Origin of the sequence: Micromonospora sp. NPDC005203 (genome assembly GCF_042872705.1) — a bacterium.
GTDB lineage: Bacteria > Actinomycetota > Actinomycetes > Mycobacteriales > Micromonosporaceae > Micromonospora.
Window position 1 is genome coordinate 162,487 of sequence record NZ_JBIAKV010000010.1, and the last position, 16,058, is coordinate 178,544.

The 16,058-nt window shown below is 67.7% G+C and carries 18 protein-coding genes; 3 read left to right on the forward strand and 15 right to left on the reverse strand.

The genetic code is table 11. From position 1 onward, the window contains the following. Positions 1-220: 220 nt before the first annotated feature. The 5 genes from ACFYPM_RS22275 to wrbA form a co-directional block, all read right to left on the reverse strand. Complete coding sequence (locus ACFYPM_RS22275; protein ID WP_387200042.1) at positions 221-2,365, reverse strand: hypothetical protein; 2,145 nt, start codon at positions 2,363-2,365, stop codon at positions 221-223. A gap of 257 nt (positions 2,366-2,622) precedes the next feature. Next, positions 2,623-2,769: a hypothetical protein gene (locus ACFYPM_RS22280; protein ID WP_387200045.1), complete on the reverse strand. Its 147-nt coding sequence runs from the start codon at positions 2,767-2,769 to the stop codon at positions 2,623-2,625. A gap of 215 nt (positions 2,770-2,984) precedes the next feature. Beyond that, positions 2,985-3,455 carry a hemerythrin domain-containing protein gene (locus tag ACFYPM_RS22285; protein ID WP_387200048.1) on the reverse strand — a complete coding sequence of 157 codons (471 nt, stop codon included), beginning with the start codon at positions 3,453-3,455 and terminating at the stop codon, positions 2,985-2,987. A 198-nt stretch (positions 3,456-3,653) separates the two neighbouring features. Next, positions 3,654-5,081, reverse strand: coding sequence for an MFS transporter (locus tag ACFYPM_RS22290; RefSeq protein ID WP_387200050.1), 1,428 nt, complete (start codon positions 5,079-5,081; stop codon positions 3,654-3,656). Positions 5,082-5,105: 24 nt separating this feature from the next. Further along, complete coding sequence (gene wrbA, locus ACFYPM_RS22295; protein ID WP_387200053.1) at positions 5,106-5,732, reverse strand: NAD(P)H:quinone oxidoreductase; 627 nt, start codon at positions 5,730-5,732, stop codon at positions 5,106-5,108. Positions 5,733-5,811: 79 nt separating this feature from the next. Here wrbA and ACFYPM_RS22300 point away from each other — a divergent pair, with 79 nt between their 5' ends. Beyond that, the gene (locus ACFYPM_RS22300; protein ID WP_387200056.1) at positions 5,812-6,276 is read left to right on the forward strand and encodes a MarR family winged helix-turn-helix transcriptional regulator; all 465 of its coding nucleotides are present in this window, start codon (positions 5,812-5,814) and stop codon (positions 6,274-6,276) included. Between the two features lie 313 nt (positions 6,277-6,589). On the opposite strand, the gene ACFYPM_RS22305 is transcribed toward ACFYPM_RS22300, so the two are convergent. The 7 genes from ACFYPM_RS22305 to ACFYPM_RS22335 all read right to left on the reverse strand — a co-directional run bounded on the left by ACFYPM_RS22305 (position 6,590) and on the right by ACFYPM_RS22335 (position 12,625). Beyond that, complete coding sequence (locus ACFYPM_RS22305) at positions 6,590-7,792, reverse strand: HesA/MoeB/ThiF family protein (RefSeq protein WP_387200059.1); 1,203 nt, start codon at positions 7,790-7,792, stop codon at positions 6,590-6,592. Continuing rightward, the gene (locus ACFYPM_RS22310) at positions 7,785-7,985 is read right to left on the reverse strand and encodes a hypothetical protein (protein ID WP_387200061.1); all 201 of its coding nucleotides are present in this window, start codon (positions 7,983-7,985) and stop codon (positions 7,785-7,787) included. The genes ACFYPM_RS22305 and ACFYPM_RS22310 overlap by 8 nt, the downstream gene beginning before the upstream one ends. 15 nt (positions 7,986-8,000) lie before the next feature. Further along, the gene (locus ACFYPM_RS22315; protein ID WP_387200063.1) at positions 8,001-8,444 is read right to left on the reverse strand and encodes a hypothetical protein; all 444 of its coding nucleotides are present in this window, start codon (positions 8,442-8,444) and stop codon (positions 8,001-8,003) included. A gap of 10 nt (positions 8,445-8,454) precedes the next feature. Continuing rightward, positions 8,455-9,483 carry a hypothetical protein gene (locus ACFYPM_RS22320; protein WP_387200065.1) on the reverse strand — a complete coding sequence of 343 codons (1,029 nt, stop codon included), beginning with the start codon at positions 9,481-9,483 and terminating at the stop codon, positions 8,455-8,457. 8 nt (positions 9,484-9,491) lie between these two features. Next, complete coding sequence (locus ACFYPM_RS22325; RefSeq protein ID WP_387200068.1) at positions 9,492-10,469, reverse strand: hypothetical protein; 978 nt, start codon at positions 10,467-10,469, stop codon at positions 9,492-9,494. A 72-nt stretch (positions 10,470-10,541) separates the two neighbouring features. Further along, positions 10,542-11,069, reverse strand: coding sequence for a hypothetical protein (locus ACFYPM_RS22330; protein WP_387200071.1), 528 nt, complete (start codon positions 11,067-11,069; stop codon positions 10,542-10,544). A 620-nt stretch (positions 11,070-11,689) separates the two neighbouring features. After that, positions 11,690-12,625, reverse strand: a complete 936-nt coding sequence (locus ACFYPM_RS22335) for an NADP-dependent oxidoreductase (RefSeq protein ID WP_387200074.1) — start codon at positions 12,623-12,625, stop codon at positions 11,690-11,692. A gap of 224 nt (positions 12,626-12,849) precedes the next feature. Between ACFYPM_RS22335 and ACFYPM_RS22340 the strand changes: the two genes are divergently transcribed. Both ACFYPM_RS22340 and ACFYPM_RS22345 read left to right on the forward strand, forming a co-directional pair. Continuing rightward, positions 12,850-13,323: a MarR family winged helix-turn-helix transcriptional regulator gene (locus ACFYPM_RS22340; protein WP_387200077.1), complete on the forward strand. Its 474-nt coding sequence runs from the start codon at positions 12,850-12,852 to the stop codon at positions 13,321-13,323. 513 nt (positions 13,324-13,836) lie between these two features. Further along, positions 13,837-14,196: a VOC family protein gene (locus ACFYPM_RS22345; protein ID WP_387200079.1), complete on the forward strand. Its 360-nt coding sequence runs from the start codon at positions 13,837-13,839 to the stop codon at positions 14,194-14,196. A 164-nt stretch (positions 14,197-14,360) separates the two neighbouring features. Here the strand turns inward: ACFYPM_RS22345 and ACFYPM_RS22350 are convergent, their stop codons facing one another. The 3 genes from ACFYPM_RS22350 to ACFYPM_RS22360 form a co-directional block, all read right to left on the reverse strand. Continuing rightward, complete coding sequence (locus tag ACFYPM_RS22350; protein ID WP_387200082.1) at positions 14,361-14,738, reverse strand: hypothetical protein; 378 nt, start codon at positions 14,736-14,738, stop codon at positions 14,361-14,363. 68 nt (positions 14,739-14,806) lie between these two features. After that, a complete protein-coding gene (locus ACFYPM_RS22355; protein WP_387200085.1) occupies positions 14,807-15,481 on the reverse strand; it encodes a hypothetical protein in 675 nt (224 codons plus the stop codon). Between the two features lie 56 nt (positions 15,482-15,537). Continuing rightward, complete coding sequence (locus ACFYPM_RS22360; protein ID WP_387200088.1) at positions 15,538-15,918, reverse strand: Mth938-like domain-containing protein; 381 nt, start codon at positions 15,916-15,918, stop codon at positions 15,538-15,540. Between the last annotated feature and the right edge of the window lie 140 nt (positions 15,919-16,058).

Sequence of the window (16,058 nt, forward strand, 5' to 3'; positions counted from 1 at the left end):
GTGCAGGTTTGGCGGAGCGGGTCCGAGACAGCTCCACTCCGTGACCGGAGGCGTTCACTTACCTACTAGATCAGAGCGTGTCGTCACAATAGGGGCGCCGGAGCCGCCGCCGAGGCAGTCCTCCGCACCGTCACCGCGACCATCGTCAACAATGTCATTGTGGCGGCGGCCGTGCGTCCCTGCGTGTACGACGCGGAGGAGTCTGCTCGCGGCCGCTTGCTCAGCGAAGCTGGTCGGCGAGGCTACGCACCGCCTCATCGAACGCCTCGTCGGATTCGTAGGGGCTGTGTCCTTTGATCGGGGGCGAGAAGTCGTCGCCGGTTGGAGCCGTGACGCCGTGTGGGTCGCGAAGCCGGCGGTCCACCGCCGCCGTTCGATCCACGGCGTCGGGCGCCTCGTCGGGTCGCGGCGTCGGGAAAATGCGGCCGCCGATGGGATCGGTGTCTCGCCACAGGTTCACCCACCGCCAGTCGACTCGGTCGGCGATCTCGTGAATGACCTCGTCGCTGACGTAGGCGGGAAAGAGTCGGGCGTACAGCCGGCGGAGGGGCGAGCCGTGGGTGAGCAGGGCGATCCGGTTGGTGATCCGTGACGGCAGTTGAAGCACGGTCGCGGCGAGCAGGACGGAGCCGTGGCTGTGTCCGGTGAGCACCACCGTGTTGCCGGAGTCGACGAGGTGGGTGATCCGGCAGGTCAGTTCGGGTACGGCCCGTTCGGCGTAGCAGGGTGGCGCGAACGGGTGCGCGGCTCGGGGCCAGAAGGTGCCCAGGTCCCACAGCACGCCGACGTACCGGCGGAATCCAGGGGTGCGGTAGGCGAAGATTCCACCGACGATCAGGCCGACGATGATGGCGGCGATCAGATAGCTGCCGACCCCGATGCCGACGTTGACGGAACTGGCCGGCAGCCCGAGGTAGCGCTGGACCAGTTCGCCGGGAGGCGTCGGCAGCAGGCCAAGCGCGACCGCGGCTACGCCGACTCCGGCCAGGCAGGCGTAGAGGACCGCGAGTGGCACCAGCCGTTCGGTGAACCGGGCACGGGCGATGGTTCTGCCCACCTGCCGCAGCCGCGTCGTGGCATCGCTCGGCGCATCTGGAAAGTCACGAGCAACGATCGACGACGCGGCACGGACCCGGCCCGGTCGTGACGCCAGTGTCACCACGCCGGCGACGGCCAGCGTTACCAGCACCGCCAGCGTAAAGCCGAGAAGCGCCCAGATGCAGGAGCGCGGAGGGCTGGTAATCAGCGTCCCCGCGGTCGGCGCACCCCGGTTCAGGACGTCGGACACCCGATAGACCATTTCGGCGGAGAACGCGAGCGCCAGACTGATCGCGGCGACGGAGGTCGCCAGGGCGCCGAACCCGAGTGAGGGCGCGACATCCGGCTGTCGATCCCGGTGCCAGAACAGCGCCGCCCCCAGGGCTGCCAGCAGCACCGCCTGACCGGTGAACAGCCCGACGACTGTCAGGTTGTAGCCGGGCAGTCCGTTCCTCTCCGGCCAGGAGGCCGAACTGGTCAGAACGTGGATCCAGGCCAGCGCGGTCAGGCCGAGGGCGATCGGGCGCAGCACGCTGACCAACCGGTCGAGCCGCCGTTCCGTGGGCGCGGTCAGGGGTGGAGTGCAGAGCAAAACCGCGCAGGTGATCAGCACGAGCCCGGCAGCTGCCGCCAGCGTGACGGTGCCGATCGACAACCCTTGTGCGGCCCGGGCGCCGAGCAGGCTGAGGTCCAGCGTGGCGAACGCCGCCGCGACGTGAATCGAGCGCAGTCGACCGATGAGCGGCTCATCGTCCCACCGGCCGACGGCGGTGAGCCGGTGCGCCGCAAGGGGCTGGTCGGCCGCACGGAGAACGTGAGACGGGAATGCCGGGCGAGCGCTGATCGCCCACACCAGGCTGATGGCGGCGGCTGGCGCCAGCGCGAGCACCGCGAGGCGCAGTCCGGCCGGACGCCCTCCGAGCCAGGAAAGCCAACTGCGTCCGGCCAGGCACTCCGGCGAGGACATGCACTTCCACGCGATCACATCCAGCGTGGTCCCCACGATGCTCAGCACGTACATCCCGGTCAGGGTGAGTGCCAACAACCGACACAGGGCCTTGATCACCGGATCCGATCGGCTTCCGGCCGGACGCATCCAGATGGCGAGGTTGATCAGCATGAAGGGCAGCAGGATCACCATCGCCAGCGTTCGCGCCGCGTTGCCAGCGGGCAGGTTGTTCCAGCGGTAGGCCTCCAGCGTCATCCCGTCCGCCTCGCCGCCCTCGTGGTCTCCGGGCCGAAGTCGATAGAAGCCGCCCCTGTGGTCACCCGCCACCTGCTGCACGTACGGTCGATCCAGCAGGTCATCCTGGCTAGTGGCGGACACCCCGTGCACCCGCAGTTCCACCACACCGTGATCCCCGGCGCGCCCGCCCGCCTCCCGCTGATCCATCCGGTACCAGCCCCTCGGCGTGTGCACAGCTCACGCCGACCCGCTCGGCTGATCCGACGGCGCCGCGTGGCGCAACGGGCGTACCCCACGAAGGGAAGGACAACCCTTGAGCTGTGGGTGAGCCCGCCCCGCAGCCGGCGCGATCACCGCCATCTAACCTGCCGGGGGGCAGGAGTCCGGGCGTTCCTTGGTCACAGCCAGTCGTGTTCGCGGGCGTGGCGGGCGGCCTGTTCGCCCTTCGCCGGGTCGCGGACCGGCATGATCACCTCTGCGCCTGCCGGGGCGAGGCGATCGGCGATGACGAAGCCGATCCCGTCGCTCGCGCTGTCGCTGTTCACACGGCTCTACGGGCCCGCAGCAATCCGCCCTCGGTCCGCGATGTGTTTGATTCGTCGACCGCCACGACCGCCACGACCGCTGGCGCGCCTCAGCACGAGTCAACGCACCGAGCTGCCGCCGATCGGGCAGGCGGCTCAGCATCGAGCACCAGGCTCCGCACGCCGATTCGCCAGTTGCCCTGAGCGGAGCAGGTCCGAGGCCAAGCCCCTATTGCTCACAGCGGGCCCAGTGCCTCCTCGGGCGACGCGTCCAGCGAGAGTGTTTCAAGCACACCGAGCAGTTCCCGCTCCTCGTATCGAAAATGGCTCTCCATGATGGCCGCGACGCCATCGAGGTGACGATCCAACTCGACGACCGGTGCAGCCCGATCTATCGTGGCCCGCAGTCCGCCGAGAAGGTGCGCGATCATCGAGTGGTCCTGGCTGAGCTTGCGGAGTACGGGCTCCAACTCCGGATGGGCTGCCTTTATCGCCGGAAACAAGAGGTGATCCTCGCTCCTGTGGTGCCCATCCAGGGCAGCGCAGAACCCGTGGCAGTACAACAGCAGCTCACGCGTGAAAGCCTCCGCGGACACGCCTTCGGTCACCGCACTGCGGGTGAGATCAAGTGCCTCGCGTAGGCGAACGTGCACCTGGCGAAGCTCACGGCTCCAGGCGATAAGCCTGGTTGTCTCGCGCTCAGTCACGCGAAGACAACGGATGCGATGTCATTGATGTCGGTCTCCCTCGGCTGGGCGCTGCCATGCCTGACACGGCCTGCCACCGGCACGCGACGCTGTCCGGAGCCTAGTAGTGAGTTCGCGCCGCACCGCGGGCGAGAGCGCCGCGTTGCCGACGGGGATCACTGCGTCGGGGACGACACGGACGTCGTTTGGTGTTGTGGATCAGTTCCGCTGCCGTGCGGGTAGCAGCAGGCTGGCTGCGGCAATCGCCAGGGCGACTCCGGCCGCTAGACGGAAGACCAGTTCATAGCCTGCGGCCAGCGCCACGGGTAGGGCGCTCGTGCTGTGGTTTGCGCCGGCCCGGGCAGCGGCTGCGGTCGCGTACACCGCGAGCGCGATCGAACCGCCGACCTGGCTGGCGGTGTTGGCCAAGCCACCGACGATGCCGGCGTCACCCGGCGGGGCATCGGCGGTTGCGGAAGCCATCAGCGTCGGGAACACCAGGCCGATGCCGATCGCGACGAACAACGTCGGCCCGAGCACACTGACGGCGTAGGAGCTGCCCGAGTCGGCTTGCGAGAGCCAGCCGAAGCCGGTCACGAAGCATGCGCATCCGGCCAGGATGAGCGGGCGGACACCGGTTCGTGGGAGCCAGCCGGCGGCGAACCTGGCGGCCACGACGAACACGACCGCGGCGGGGGTCTGCCCAAGCCCGGCGTCGAGGGCGCTGTAGCCGAGCACGTTCTGCATGAACAATGACGAGAAAAACCACATCGCGGTGGCGATGCCACCGAACAGCAGCAGCATCCCGTTGCTGATCGCCACGTTCCGATTCCTCAACAACCGCAGCGGCATCATCGGCGCCGTCGCGAACCGCTTCTCCACCAGCAGGAACATCGCTAGTAGGGGCACGCCGCCCAGGACCGGGACGAGTACCCGCGCGGATCCCCATGTGTGGTCGGCGGTCTGCATGACTCCGTAGATCACCGATGCCAGACCGGCCGTGCCGGTCATCGCACCAACCAGATCGATCGACTCGCGCCGGCCGGCTTGCACTTCGCTGAGGGACCTCAGCGCCACCACGACCAGCACGACGCCGATCGGCACGTTGATCAGGAACACCCAGCGCCAGGAGAGACCGGTGGTCAGCACACCACCGGCGACCGCGCCGACCATGCCCCCGACGCCGCCCGAGGCGGACCACGCGCCGAACGCCCGGGCCCGCTCCCGCCCCTCGGGGAAGCAGGTGTTGATTACGGCGAGTGTGGCCGGGGCCAGCATCGCACCACCTAGACCTTGCGCGGCGCGGGCGCCGACCAGAATCTCCGGCGTGGACGCCAGGCCGGCGGCCAGGCTTGCCAGGGAGAACAGGCCGAGCCCGGCGACCAGCATCCGGCGGTGGCCCAACAGATCCACTGCGCGGCCGCCCGGCAGCATAAACCCGGCGAACGCCAGCACGTAACCGTTGACCACCCAAGCCAACCCGGTGTCGGTGAAGCTGAGATCGCGTTGCACCGACGGCAGCGCGACGTTCACGATCGACACGTCCAGGATGACCATGAACTGGCACACGCACGCCAGCGCGAGGACCAGCCGGGCCGGGCCGGAGTCCGGCTTGACCGACTGGTTTTCCGTATAGGTACTCGTCATGATTTCTCCTTCGCCGGCCGCGGCTCAGGCGGCCTGGGACACGCCTACAGCGAGGGGGGCACCACTGAGCCGGACAGCAAACTCGGTCAGTCGTCGGCCCTGGTAGCGAGCGGCCTCCAGGGCTGCGGCGTCGGCACCCTCGCCACCGGTAGCGACCGTGCCGTACGGGTTGCCGCCCGCCGCGTACACCGTCGCGTCTGTGAAGCCGGGCGGGATGATTACCGCGCCCCAGTGATAGAAGACGTTGCCCAGCGCCAGAATCGTGGCCTCGCTCCCGCCGTGTCGGTTGAAGGCCGACGTGAAGGCGGTCGCCGGCTTGTCGGCCAGCACGCCATCGCGCCACAGGCCGCCGGCCTGGTCGATGAACTGCTTGAGCTGCGCCGCCGGGGTGCCGAACCGGGTGGGTGTGCCGAACGCGAACGCATCCGCCCAGGCCAAGTCGTCGAGCTCGGCCACGGGGACCGACGCGGTCGCGTCGGCGTGACGACGCCACATCGGGTTCTGGTCGATGGCATCGGCGGGCGCAATCTCGGCGGCCCGACGCAGCCGGACCTCGGCCCCGGCCGAGGTGGCACCCTCGGCAACGGCCTGCGCGAGAGCGTGCACCGTGCCCGTCGAGCTGTAGTAGATGACCGCGACCTTTACCGTCATGTCGGCTCCTTGAGGTGTGTAGCATTCGTTACGCGCATAATCTTATGCGCGTAACGAATGCGGTTGTCAAGGAGGGCTCATGGACCACGAGTACGCCGACGCGCTCAACCAGGCGATTCGCCTGCTCAGCCTGCGTCACCGCGCCCGGGCAGCACAGCTGCTTGCGCCACTCGGCCTGCACCCCGGCCAAGAGGCTCTGCTGCTGGAGCTCGACCGGACCGGCCCTCGCATTCAGGCTCAGCTCAGCGAGGCGCTCGGCTGCGAACCACCCAGCGTCACGCTGATGACCCGCAAACTGGAGGCCTCCGGCCACATCAAGCGCGCACCCGACCCGACCGACAAACGCGCCACCGTCGTCGCGCTTACCGACAGCGGCAAGGCACTGACCGAGCAGATCCGGCAGCTCTGGGTCACCCTTGCGGAGGAGACGATCCGCGGCCTACCTGCCAAAATGCTGGAGCAACTACCCGGCATCCTGCATACGATGTCCACCAACGTCGGCAAGCCGCCCGCTAAACCAATACGAATCCGGTATGCCGAGTGAACTGGTCACGGCATGCCATGCGAACTTTCGGCGCCTGGCGCAAGCCCATCACAACGGCAAAGCGCCACTGGACCACGAGCGCGGTATCCGCATCTGCCGCAGGTCGCGCGCTTGCGGTGACCGTACGCTGGCCCCCGAGCGAGCCCAGGAGGAAGCTCGAGGGTTGATGATCTGGCCTCGCTATCCGCCACCGCGCATCTCTGCCCAGCAGTGCCTGCGCCAGATGTAGTCCTCATGTTCGACGAGATGCATGTCGGCGTGCGCCGGATGGGTTTCCAGCAGTGGCGTGCTCGTTCCCCCAGGACGGCAAGTATCAGGTGTTGCGGTTCGCGGCGTAGGCCGGCTGCGCCGGGATCTGCATCGTGCCGCACGCCGGGCAGTGTTCGTTGCGAGGCAGATCAATGCCGTACCAGCGCAGGATGCTCAGTTCGTCGATGCCGGTCGCCATGGGCGTCCAGTCGGCGTAGTCGGTGCCTGTCTCCCGCCGGTTGAGCCAGAGATACAGCGGCGCAACCAGGTCCGCCCGGAGTGAGTCCAAGGTGGATGGGGTCTCATCGAGCAGTTCCACCAGGGCCAGCCGGACCATGTGCAGTGCGATGGGAGCGATGTCACTCGCCAGACCAGGCTCTACAGCGACCGGCCGGTCGCTGTATGCGATGGCGGCGGCGTCCTCGGCGCTGCCGATCTCGCGGTCGGCGGCCATGTCCGGTAAGGCGCTGACGAAGCACTGGTAGCAGGGGGTCAGACCCGGGATGACCCGCAGAACCTGGCCGCCGTACGCACGCCGGAAGACGCCGCCATAGATCGACGGCACGCCACCGATCAGGCAGAGCCGGTTGACGAGGAGACGGCTGGCCCGGTTGTCGGTCGCGCAGATGACGAGGTCCGGCTCGAACGCTTCGAGCTTCCCGTGGAGTTCGCCGAACGTGTCGGGGTCGATGTGGAGGTCGGTGGTGATGACGTCGGCGCCGGGGTTGCGGTCGAGCACGAGGTCCCGCATCGCGTTGACCTTCAAACGGCCGACGTCTGCCAGGCCGGACTCGTGACGGCTGACGTTGCCGATTTCGAGCCGATCATGGTCCAACAGCAGGAATCTGCGGATCCCGCATCGAGCCAGTTCCCGCAGGATCGTACTGCCGCCTGAGCCCAGGCCCAGCACGGCGACCGAACGCTGGCTGACCACATCGCTCTCGAAGATCCCCTCGACCCGGTCGTAGGCCAGCGTGCCGGCGGGCATAACCGTGACAGGCAGGTCCCGCCCGCCGGCCGTGCAACGCAGCGCACCGTCCTCGGCGCAGGTCAGCAGCGCGCCGAAGCCGGTGTGTTCCCCTGTCGCGTGGACGTCGTCCGGTCCGGCACCAGCCGATACGACCTTGACGTCGTCACCGGGTTCGCCGCCGACCCGGGCGAGGTCGCCGCCGTCGCGCAACTCCCACCGCAGCGTGCGCACCGCACCGGATCTGATCGCCGCGGCAGCCGACGCGGACACGACGACGTGACGGAGCGCCTCAGACATGCCAAACCGGCCCGAAGGAGATCATGTCTTCCGGGGTGACGACCTGGGCGTCGCCGGCGAACCGCTCGTTCTGGTCGGCGACCTTGAACTTGCGGTCCACCGGGTCGTACACCATCCGCTTCCGTGCGTCGGACTGACCCGATGCCATCTTCTGCATGTAGTTCCGAATCGTCCGATGGTCGCTCTGCGCCACGGCGTGTCTGCCCTTCTATCCGAGGAGGAAGCTCTTGATCGGCGTGCCGTCGTCGAGATGGCACTCATACGCCTCGATCCACAGCCGCGCCTTGGTGATCATTTTCGGCAGGGTGTACTCAGCACTCCACACTTCGGGCTGTACGAGGCAGATCTTCGTCCATCCCGGTCTGCTGGTCTTCCAGGTGTGCATCTTGTGGCTCGTCTCGTGCCGCTCCATCGGCAGTCGCCAGAAGTCCTGCAGCGGGCTCGGAGACGACACGAAGGTGTCAGGTGGCGCGTCCGGGTATACGGCGGGCGTGAACATCTGGATCTGATATGGGCGGTTCGCGCTGCTGCGATGCCAGCCGCTCAGGGTCAGCGATTCCTGCACGTTCACGGTGAACTGAGGCTCATACCGGGCCAGCAGATCCCGCTCCTGATCGAGACGGACTCGCTGATACGCCATCCGATTCCACATGGGACCTCGTTCACCTCGCAGTCGTCAGGCCGCGGATGGCGCCGTCGAGCGCCCTCGGCAATGCGATAGCCTCGTTCTCTCTGACGTACTCGACCGACTCGGTCCGGTTGGCCCATGCACCGGTGTCCCTGAACACCACCGCCTGCCGGCCGTCCCACGCGACGTACAACACCCGGGTCGCGGTCCGGGTCTTGGTCCGCAGCAGCACCTGCAGTGCCCTGCCCTCGGCGATCGGCTCCGCCTCGCACTCCAGACCGGCCTGGTCCACACCGCCGAGCAGCGGCGCGACGTGCCGTTCCAGCAGTTCCTCCCATTCCACGGAGTTCGCAGCCGGCGCCCCCGCCGGCGCCCCTGCCGACGTCTCCACCGTCGCCTCCTTCGGCCGGCGGCCGAACAGGCTCCGACGGTGGCGTTCCTGGACCGGCTGGTCCTCCTCCTGCGCGGCCAGCGCCGCGGTGGAGTCGGCACTGCGCCACGGACCGGCCCACGTGTCGGGTGCGCCCCGCAACGCCGGCGACAGGTGCGCATCACCCCCGGCACGCAGCATCGCGGCTCGGATCGGGCTCATCCCGTCCAGCACCACCAGTTGCGTCGGCGCGAGGACACCCGCTGCGGCGTCGGTGTACACGTACGGCTTGACGCTGATCTCGCCGCCTGCCTGTGTGGACGAGCCGGAGAAGTAGGTCAGCAAGTCACACGAGCGAGCCCGCCGGCTGCGTCGTGCCGCATCCTGCGTCCGGCGCCGGTCACCCCCGCTCAGTTCGTGCAGTCCCAGGGAATGGTGCGAGTGCCAGAGCCCGAGCGACTGGATGCCGTCGGACTCGAGCAGCCGGCGCTCCACCTGGTTGTGAAACGCCGCGTCCTGCACGAAATGCGTCGCCGACCGCTGGCTGCCCGGCCCGGGTCTCGTCGCGAGAAACACCGTCGGGTTGCCGTTGACGCTCCACAGCCCCAGCAGGCTGCCACCGGTTTCGATCTGTGGATATTCACTGGTCTCGTGCAGCAACGCGCGAAGTTCGGATGCGTAGATTCGGAGCACCGCACCGGTCATCGCAGGGCCTCCAGGATTTGGGTGAGTGTCCGGCTACGGTCCCAGTCCGCTGCCAGCAGTTCGACAGGAACCCGGTTTGCATGCACGGCGATCGGCGGGGCGTCCGGGAAATGATGGTCGACCACCACCATGAGTTCGGTGTCGCCGTCGACGATCTGCAAACCGGTCCGGCCCTGTTCCAGTGGTACGACGGTCACCCGGCAACCCGCTGCACGCAGCTGCTGGACGTCAGCCGCCCAGGGTCCGTCGGTCGCCGTCGTCACCGGTACGCGCCGGTTCGGCACCCGCGCTGCCGGGGGCGCGCCGGTTCGTGCGAGGAGTCCGGGGTCGGCGCCGGTCGCCTCGATCCAGTAGGCGTCAGTGACGGCGAGCACGAACCACGTGACGGTGTATGCCACCACTTCGGCCGGCGGATACTGGTCCAACTGGCGCAGGTCGACGTGGCTCCACGTCTGCAACCTGCCCGTAGCGGGCGTGGCCGCGGCGGCGCGCGGAGCGGAGTGGACGATGTAGTCGGCGACATCCATCGCACTGCCGTGCAGCGATGCCCCCTGGTGCACTGTCGCAAGTCCGGCCGATGCACGGACACCGACGGGGGTCGCCTTGAACTGCACCTTGATCAGCGGTGTGCCTTCCGGCGGAAGGAGGCCCCCGGGACGTTCGACCCGGAGGTAGCGACCGTTCGGGTCCAGTTCGGCGATCAGCTCCTTCACCCGCGCGACGACATCCGGCCCTGCCAGCGTTGTGCCGCTCGGCAGCCCACCGATACGCAGCACCGGCACAGGACTGCGCGTCGCGGCTGCGGCCCTCTGCGGGGGCGCACGGCTCACCTGGGGACGGGGTTCGGCAGCCTGGGACTGCGCGCCGTTGCGCAGCCGGATCAGCTTGATCTCGTTGCGGGTCCGGAACCATTCGCCGACGACGTTGGGAAGTGCGGCGATCATTCCTGTGACGAAGATTGTGAAGAGCTCCATGGGCCGCCTCAGGCTTATGGAACCGATGTTTCGCGATGACGCGACTCACATTCGTCTATACAACGAGTTCAGTCAATCACCGTATGGCACAGACGCCCGTACCCGGTTCGGGTCGACGTTCACCTGAACCGCCGGCAACAGCGCCGATAGTCCGATCCTCCATCGGCCCGTCGGCGTTCTCCCCGCATTTGATCGACGACGACGCAGCCCTGGTGTACCCAACGCAACCTGTACGGACGAGCACGACCTCTTCCGCACCGGCGGTGCGCCCTTCGGCCCGCACGCCAGAACCGCCGCACACCTCGCCCGCGTCACCAGCCGCCAGCCGGCTGACACCGAACCGCTATCAGCGATGAACTCGTCAGGATCCGACAGCTGAGTTCTCGGCACGGGTCCTTGGGTGAAGATGGTCGCTTCGCCCGGTCCTTGCAGATAGAACGGCGTGCCGTCGCCTGTGTCCTGGGGCGAGTTCACGGCGAAGCCGATTGGCCAGCGCACACTGAACACGGACGTCTCGATCAGCCAGTAAGGGATATCGAACCCGTCTGCCACGTCAACGACATCATTGCCCACGCCCCGGTCGTCGGGATCGATCGTCACCTGAGTCGCTGCCGACGAGGTCCACCGAGTCACGCGTACGACATCCGAGCCGTCCCGTTCTCGTACGAACGAGTAGGGCCAGTTTGGGACAAGCGTCACCCCGAAGCCGTTCAGCCGTGCGAGTACGTGTGCCACACCCGGAGAGTAATCGATCTTTTCTCAGCGCCCGCCAAAGGCTTGACCAGCCGTCCGCTTCTGCCGCCGACCGTGCGCGCCTGCTAGCGGCGACCTGTCACGGTCGGTGGTCGGCCCGCGTGCCGGGCGACGTCCTGAACTACTAGCCGAGATGAGTGCGCTGCGCCCCAGTGAGAGCGGGCTGCACATCGTATGGTCGGTGTCGTGGAGGCATCCGCATCTGCCGCCTACCGTGCGCGTCGACGCCGCAGTGCCCATCACCCTTCGTGACCACCGGCGGCGACACGTCCGGGCGCAGGTGCTTCCGGTCCCGCCGATCACCGGATGTCGATCGAGTGCCGTGACGCGCGTGCCGTTCCGGCGAACGCAGCAGCTGTCCCATCCGCACCCTCTAACTGACATCCGGGACCAGCCGGCCGAGTTGCTCCGTATCCGTCGGCGTCCACCACCAAAGAGGCGCTTCGATGGTGGACGTGGACGTGGCGTCAGGCGACGACGATGACTGTTTTGCCGAGCAGCTTGCCGTTGCTTGCATCTTGGTGGATGGTCGGCACTTCCTCCAGCGGTCGGCGGTCGGCGATGTGCAGCTTGAGTACGCCGTTGTCGATGCGGGAGACGAGGTCGGCTAGGTGGGAGGCGTCGGGGCCGACCCACACGCCGGCTGTGCGTACGGAGCGTGCCTCATCGGCCGGGACCGGGCCGGCGGAGCTGACGACGATGCCGCCGTCGGCCACGTAGGGGGTCAGCTTCGCGAGGTCCTCGGGAGCCAGGCGTACGTGGTTCACCACCACGTCGAAGGGACCACCGACAGGGACCGGGCCTGCGTCGAGGTCCAGCGGGTCGACGACCTTCTCCGCACCGTAGCCGTTCAGGCGCTCGACATGCTGGGGGCCGTCGACGGCGGTCACCTTCGCGCCGGCTTCGACGGCGAGCTGGACCACGATGCTTCCCACCGCACCGCCTGCTCCGTTGACGAGAACGGTCTGGCCGGACGTGATCCCGGCGAGCTCGACGGCCGCTTGGCGAGCGGCCAGCCCGGTCAGAGGAAGTGAGGCAGCGTCGCTCAGCGGGATGCTGCGAGGCGCGGCGGTCACCAGGTCGGCCGCCACGACCGCGTACTCGGCGGCTCCGCCGTGCTCATGCAGCGGGAACATGGCGATGATCGGGTCGCCGACCTGCAGTCCGCTGACTCCGTCGCCGAGCTCGGCAACGGTGCCCGCGACGTCGAGGCCGGGGGTGATCGGCAGCGGGGTGGGGATCATCTCAGCGAGGACACCCAGCCGGATGTGGTCGTCGACGGGGTTGAACGAGGTGGCCACCACCTTCACCAGCACTTGGCCGGCGCCGGGGACCGGACGCTCCACCTCCTCCTGGCGCAGGACCTCGGTGCTGCCGAACTCGTGGTAGCGAATAGCCTTCACTGCACTCTCCTCATGGTTTCGGGGTGTCGGATCCGTGGCGGACGGGGGCGTCTCCGGACGCCGCGCCGCCGCCGCACTTGCCTGGGCAACTGTCAACGAGTCTGCTTGACTTGCCTAGGCAAGTCAAGGTGCCCGGCATCACAGAGACTGGCCCGGTCAGTTCCTGCCCCTGAGCAGCGAGAGGCATCTGGGTGCCAGGTTGCCCAGTCAAGTAAGCTGCGCGTATGACCAGCACTCCCCAATGGCTCGACGACGAGCAGCAAAAGCTGTGGCAGGACTTGCGCACCGTGGTCATCGCGCTGCCCACGCTGCTGGACCGCCAGTTGCAGCGGGACGAGGGCATCTCGAACTTCGAGTACAGCGTGATGGCCCGGCTGTCCATGACCGAGACGCACACGATGCGGCTCAGCGACCTGGCCGCGCAGTGCGACAGCACGCAACCACGGCTGTCCAAGCTGATGGTTCGTTTCGAGCAGCAGGGGTGGGTCACCCGGTGCCCTGACCCAAACAACGGCCGGTACACCCTCGCGACCCTGACTGACGCCGGACTGCATAAAGTCGAGGACAGCGCCCCAGCTCACGTCGAGCGGGTCAGGCAACTGGTGTTCGACCCACTCAGCGCCGCACAGCAACGCCACCTCGGCGCCGCGCTCTCCCGCATCGCCGCTCTGGTACGCGAGCAACTCGACGACAGGTGAACGACGCCCACCGAACTGAGTTCGATACCTGGTAGGGGAGGGTGTGCAGGTCAAGGCGGTAAGGAGCGATGGTTGGCCTGACCTTGCAACGGGGAGCAAATTGGGTCCAGGTTTGCGAAGAGGTCTCCGCGCCCGAAGTGCTCACCGACGGCGAACAGAGACGAGGGATGTGACCTGCCGTGATTCGGTGGATCGGTGAGACACCGATCCCACGGGCAGCGTCCTGACCAGCGCTTTCAGGCTGGAGACGTCCTCGTGGACCCGAAGGCGTCAGCGTTGGCGCTCCCGCGGGGGCGGTAGGGCGGCGTCCGCACATGGCAAAGAGCGGCTGCCGACAGCGTCTCTGTCGGAATTCGCGAGCGGACGAAACATTGCGCGAGCCCTGTCGTCACGATCACTTTCCCGGTTCGAAGGGCACCGGAACAGGTCGTCGGTTCGGCGTCACGATTCGTGAGGTACCTGCCAGAGTGGTTCATGCCCTTGAGCGCGTACCACCTCAGAACCTCGGTCGCCGTGTCCGACCTTCAGAAGGCCGTGGTCTTCTACGAAGGCGCGCTGGGCCTGCGGGCGTTGCGTTCCGGCCCCAGCGCCACGATCGCCGACGGCAGCCGCGTCTATGGGTCCGGAGGCGGACCGGCGTTGAACGTCTACCAGTCGGTCACCGCTGGGAAGACCCCGGCGACGCTGGCGACGTGGTACGTCGACGACATCGACCAGATTGTCGAGGAGCTCTCCTCGTCCGGCGTCGAGTTCATTCGCTACGAGCAACTCGAACACGACGCCAAGGGGATCACCGCGCGGGCCGGAGGTGGACGTATCGCGTGGTTCCAAGACCCAGACGGCAACACCTTCGCTCTCGAAGCCGACGTGTGACCGCACGGCTCGCGATCTGGTCCGTCACCACCAGGCCGTCATCTCCGCTCAGGATCGCGGTGACCGGCGGATGCCGCCTGGACCGCCCGTAGCAGGAAATTTGCCCATCGTGTGCGCTGAGAATGATTGCAGCGCCACAGAGGCGGTCCAAGTTCTGCCTCAACTCAACCGGAAGCGGTGGTGTGTCGCGCCGCTCGCCGCGACCGCCTCAGTCGATCCAGGTCGACACCGTAGGCGAGCGCGAGAGCGAAGGTCAGAGCCCCGCCGGCCCAGGCGGCCAGCCAGAACCACACGCCGCGCAGGTCGAGGCCGCGGCCGCTGGCGAGGACGGGATCGTGCGGCGGTGGAAAGAGTCGATGGAAAGCGGGCGCGCCGAAGAGGATGATGGCCACGGACGCGACGATGCCGCCGACCACGAGGATTCGCAGGGATCGTTTGTCGAAGTCTCGCTGCCGGATCAGGTTGACGACCAGGCTCAGGCCGATCGGTCCGCTGAGGAAGAGAGCCCCGCAGCCGATGAGCATCGCTGTCCCGTACGTCACGGGCCGATGCTACCGCCGTACTCCGCCGCACCTGGCTGCGCCGGATCCAGTGTGCAGGAGCGCGGCAATCACTGGCCCCAGTCCTCCGGGGCCTCGACGAGTTTGCATCTGAGCGCGTCGCGGATCAGCGAGGCATCCTCGCCGAACGAACTGCTGAGATCCGCGTACTCGTGGTTGAGCGCGTCATCTGGATCGAGGTGGCCGATCAGGTCGGCGATGTCGTCGAGTTCGAAGTAGGTCGCGGCCGCGGCGAACACGGCGATCTGCTCGGCGGTGCAGTCGTCCAGCGGCCAAGCGGCGCCGTTGGCCATCGCGCCGTTGTGGAACCACATCAGGTAGGACAGCTGCACCAGGCCAACCGGTCCCTCCGGCACTGCCCACGGTTCCATGTCGAGGGCACGGTCGACGATCGCCTCGACACGGTCGCGGTCGAGGTATTCGCCCGCGCCCCAGCGCCAGTCCAAGGAGTGCACCCAGCGGTAGCCCGCATCGGGCGCGCGCAGGATCTCCAGGCCACGGGCGCGGGGTAGGACATTCGTGCCGGACTCGACCAGGTGAAGATCCCGGCCGCGCACGCGCCGTTCGACCCGGCAGTGATCGGGGTCGCTGACCCACACCATGACGCCGTCGTGCTCGAAGACTGGTCTGGTCTCAGGGTCCACCGCGAAGAAGGTGATCTCGAGATCGGCAGGATCGATGACGCGCTGCCGTTCGCGAGCCTTGTACAAGCGGAGCCTGATCACGCCCCTAGTGTGCAGGCCGTCCGGCGAGGTGATCCTGAGCCGCGCTGCGGTCGCGTCTAGCAGGTCGAGTGAAAGAGCCCTGCGACGGCGGTGCCACTGGTGGCGAGGGCGTTGTAGATCTGGACTGCCTCGGTGGTCTCGGCCACGTGGACGGCTACCCCGCGCTCCTCGAGCAGCCCGAGGGTACGCGAGTCGACCTGCAGTTGCAGTTGCATGCCACGCGACAGAACGACGGTCTCGGCGCCATGAGAGAGAAGTTCTTCGACGTCGTCCGGTTGGACACCGGGGCTGTGGCGGGTGCCGGTTTCGGACCAGTCCCACGGGCGGCCGCCGCCGGGGTAGAGCTTGAAGTCCTTGCCAACTCCAAGGTCCTCGACGTCCATCCGACCCCACGAGATCGACAGGACGAGCGGCGAAGGGGTTGTTCTGCTGGACACGTTGTCTCCTCGGTGACGGCAGCCGCGTTCAGGCGGCCCCTGTCAGGCGTTCTCTGCGGTCGAACGGCATCGGCCGGGGGCAGTTGTCAACCCCGGGTCAGGTCCAGGGACCGGCGTTCGGATCCTCGCCGAGCATACGC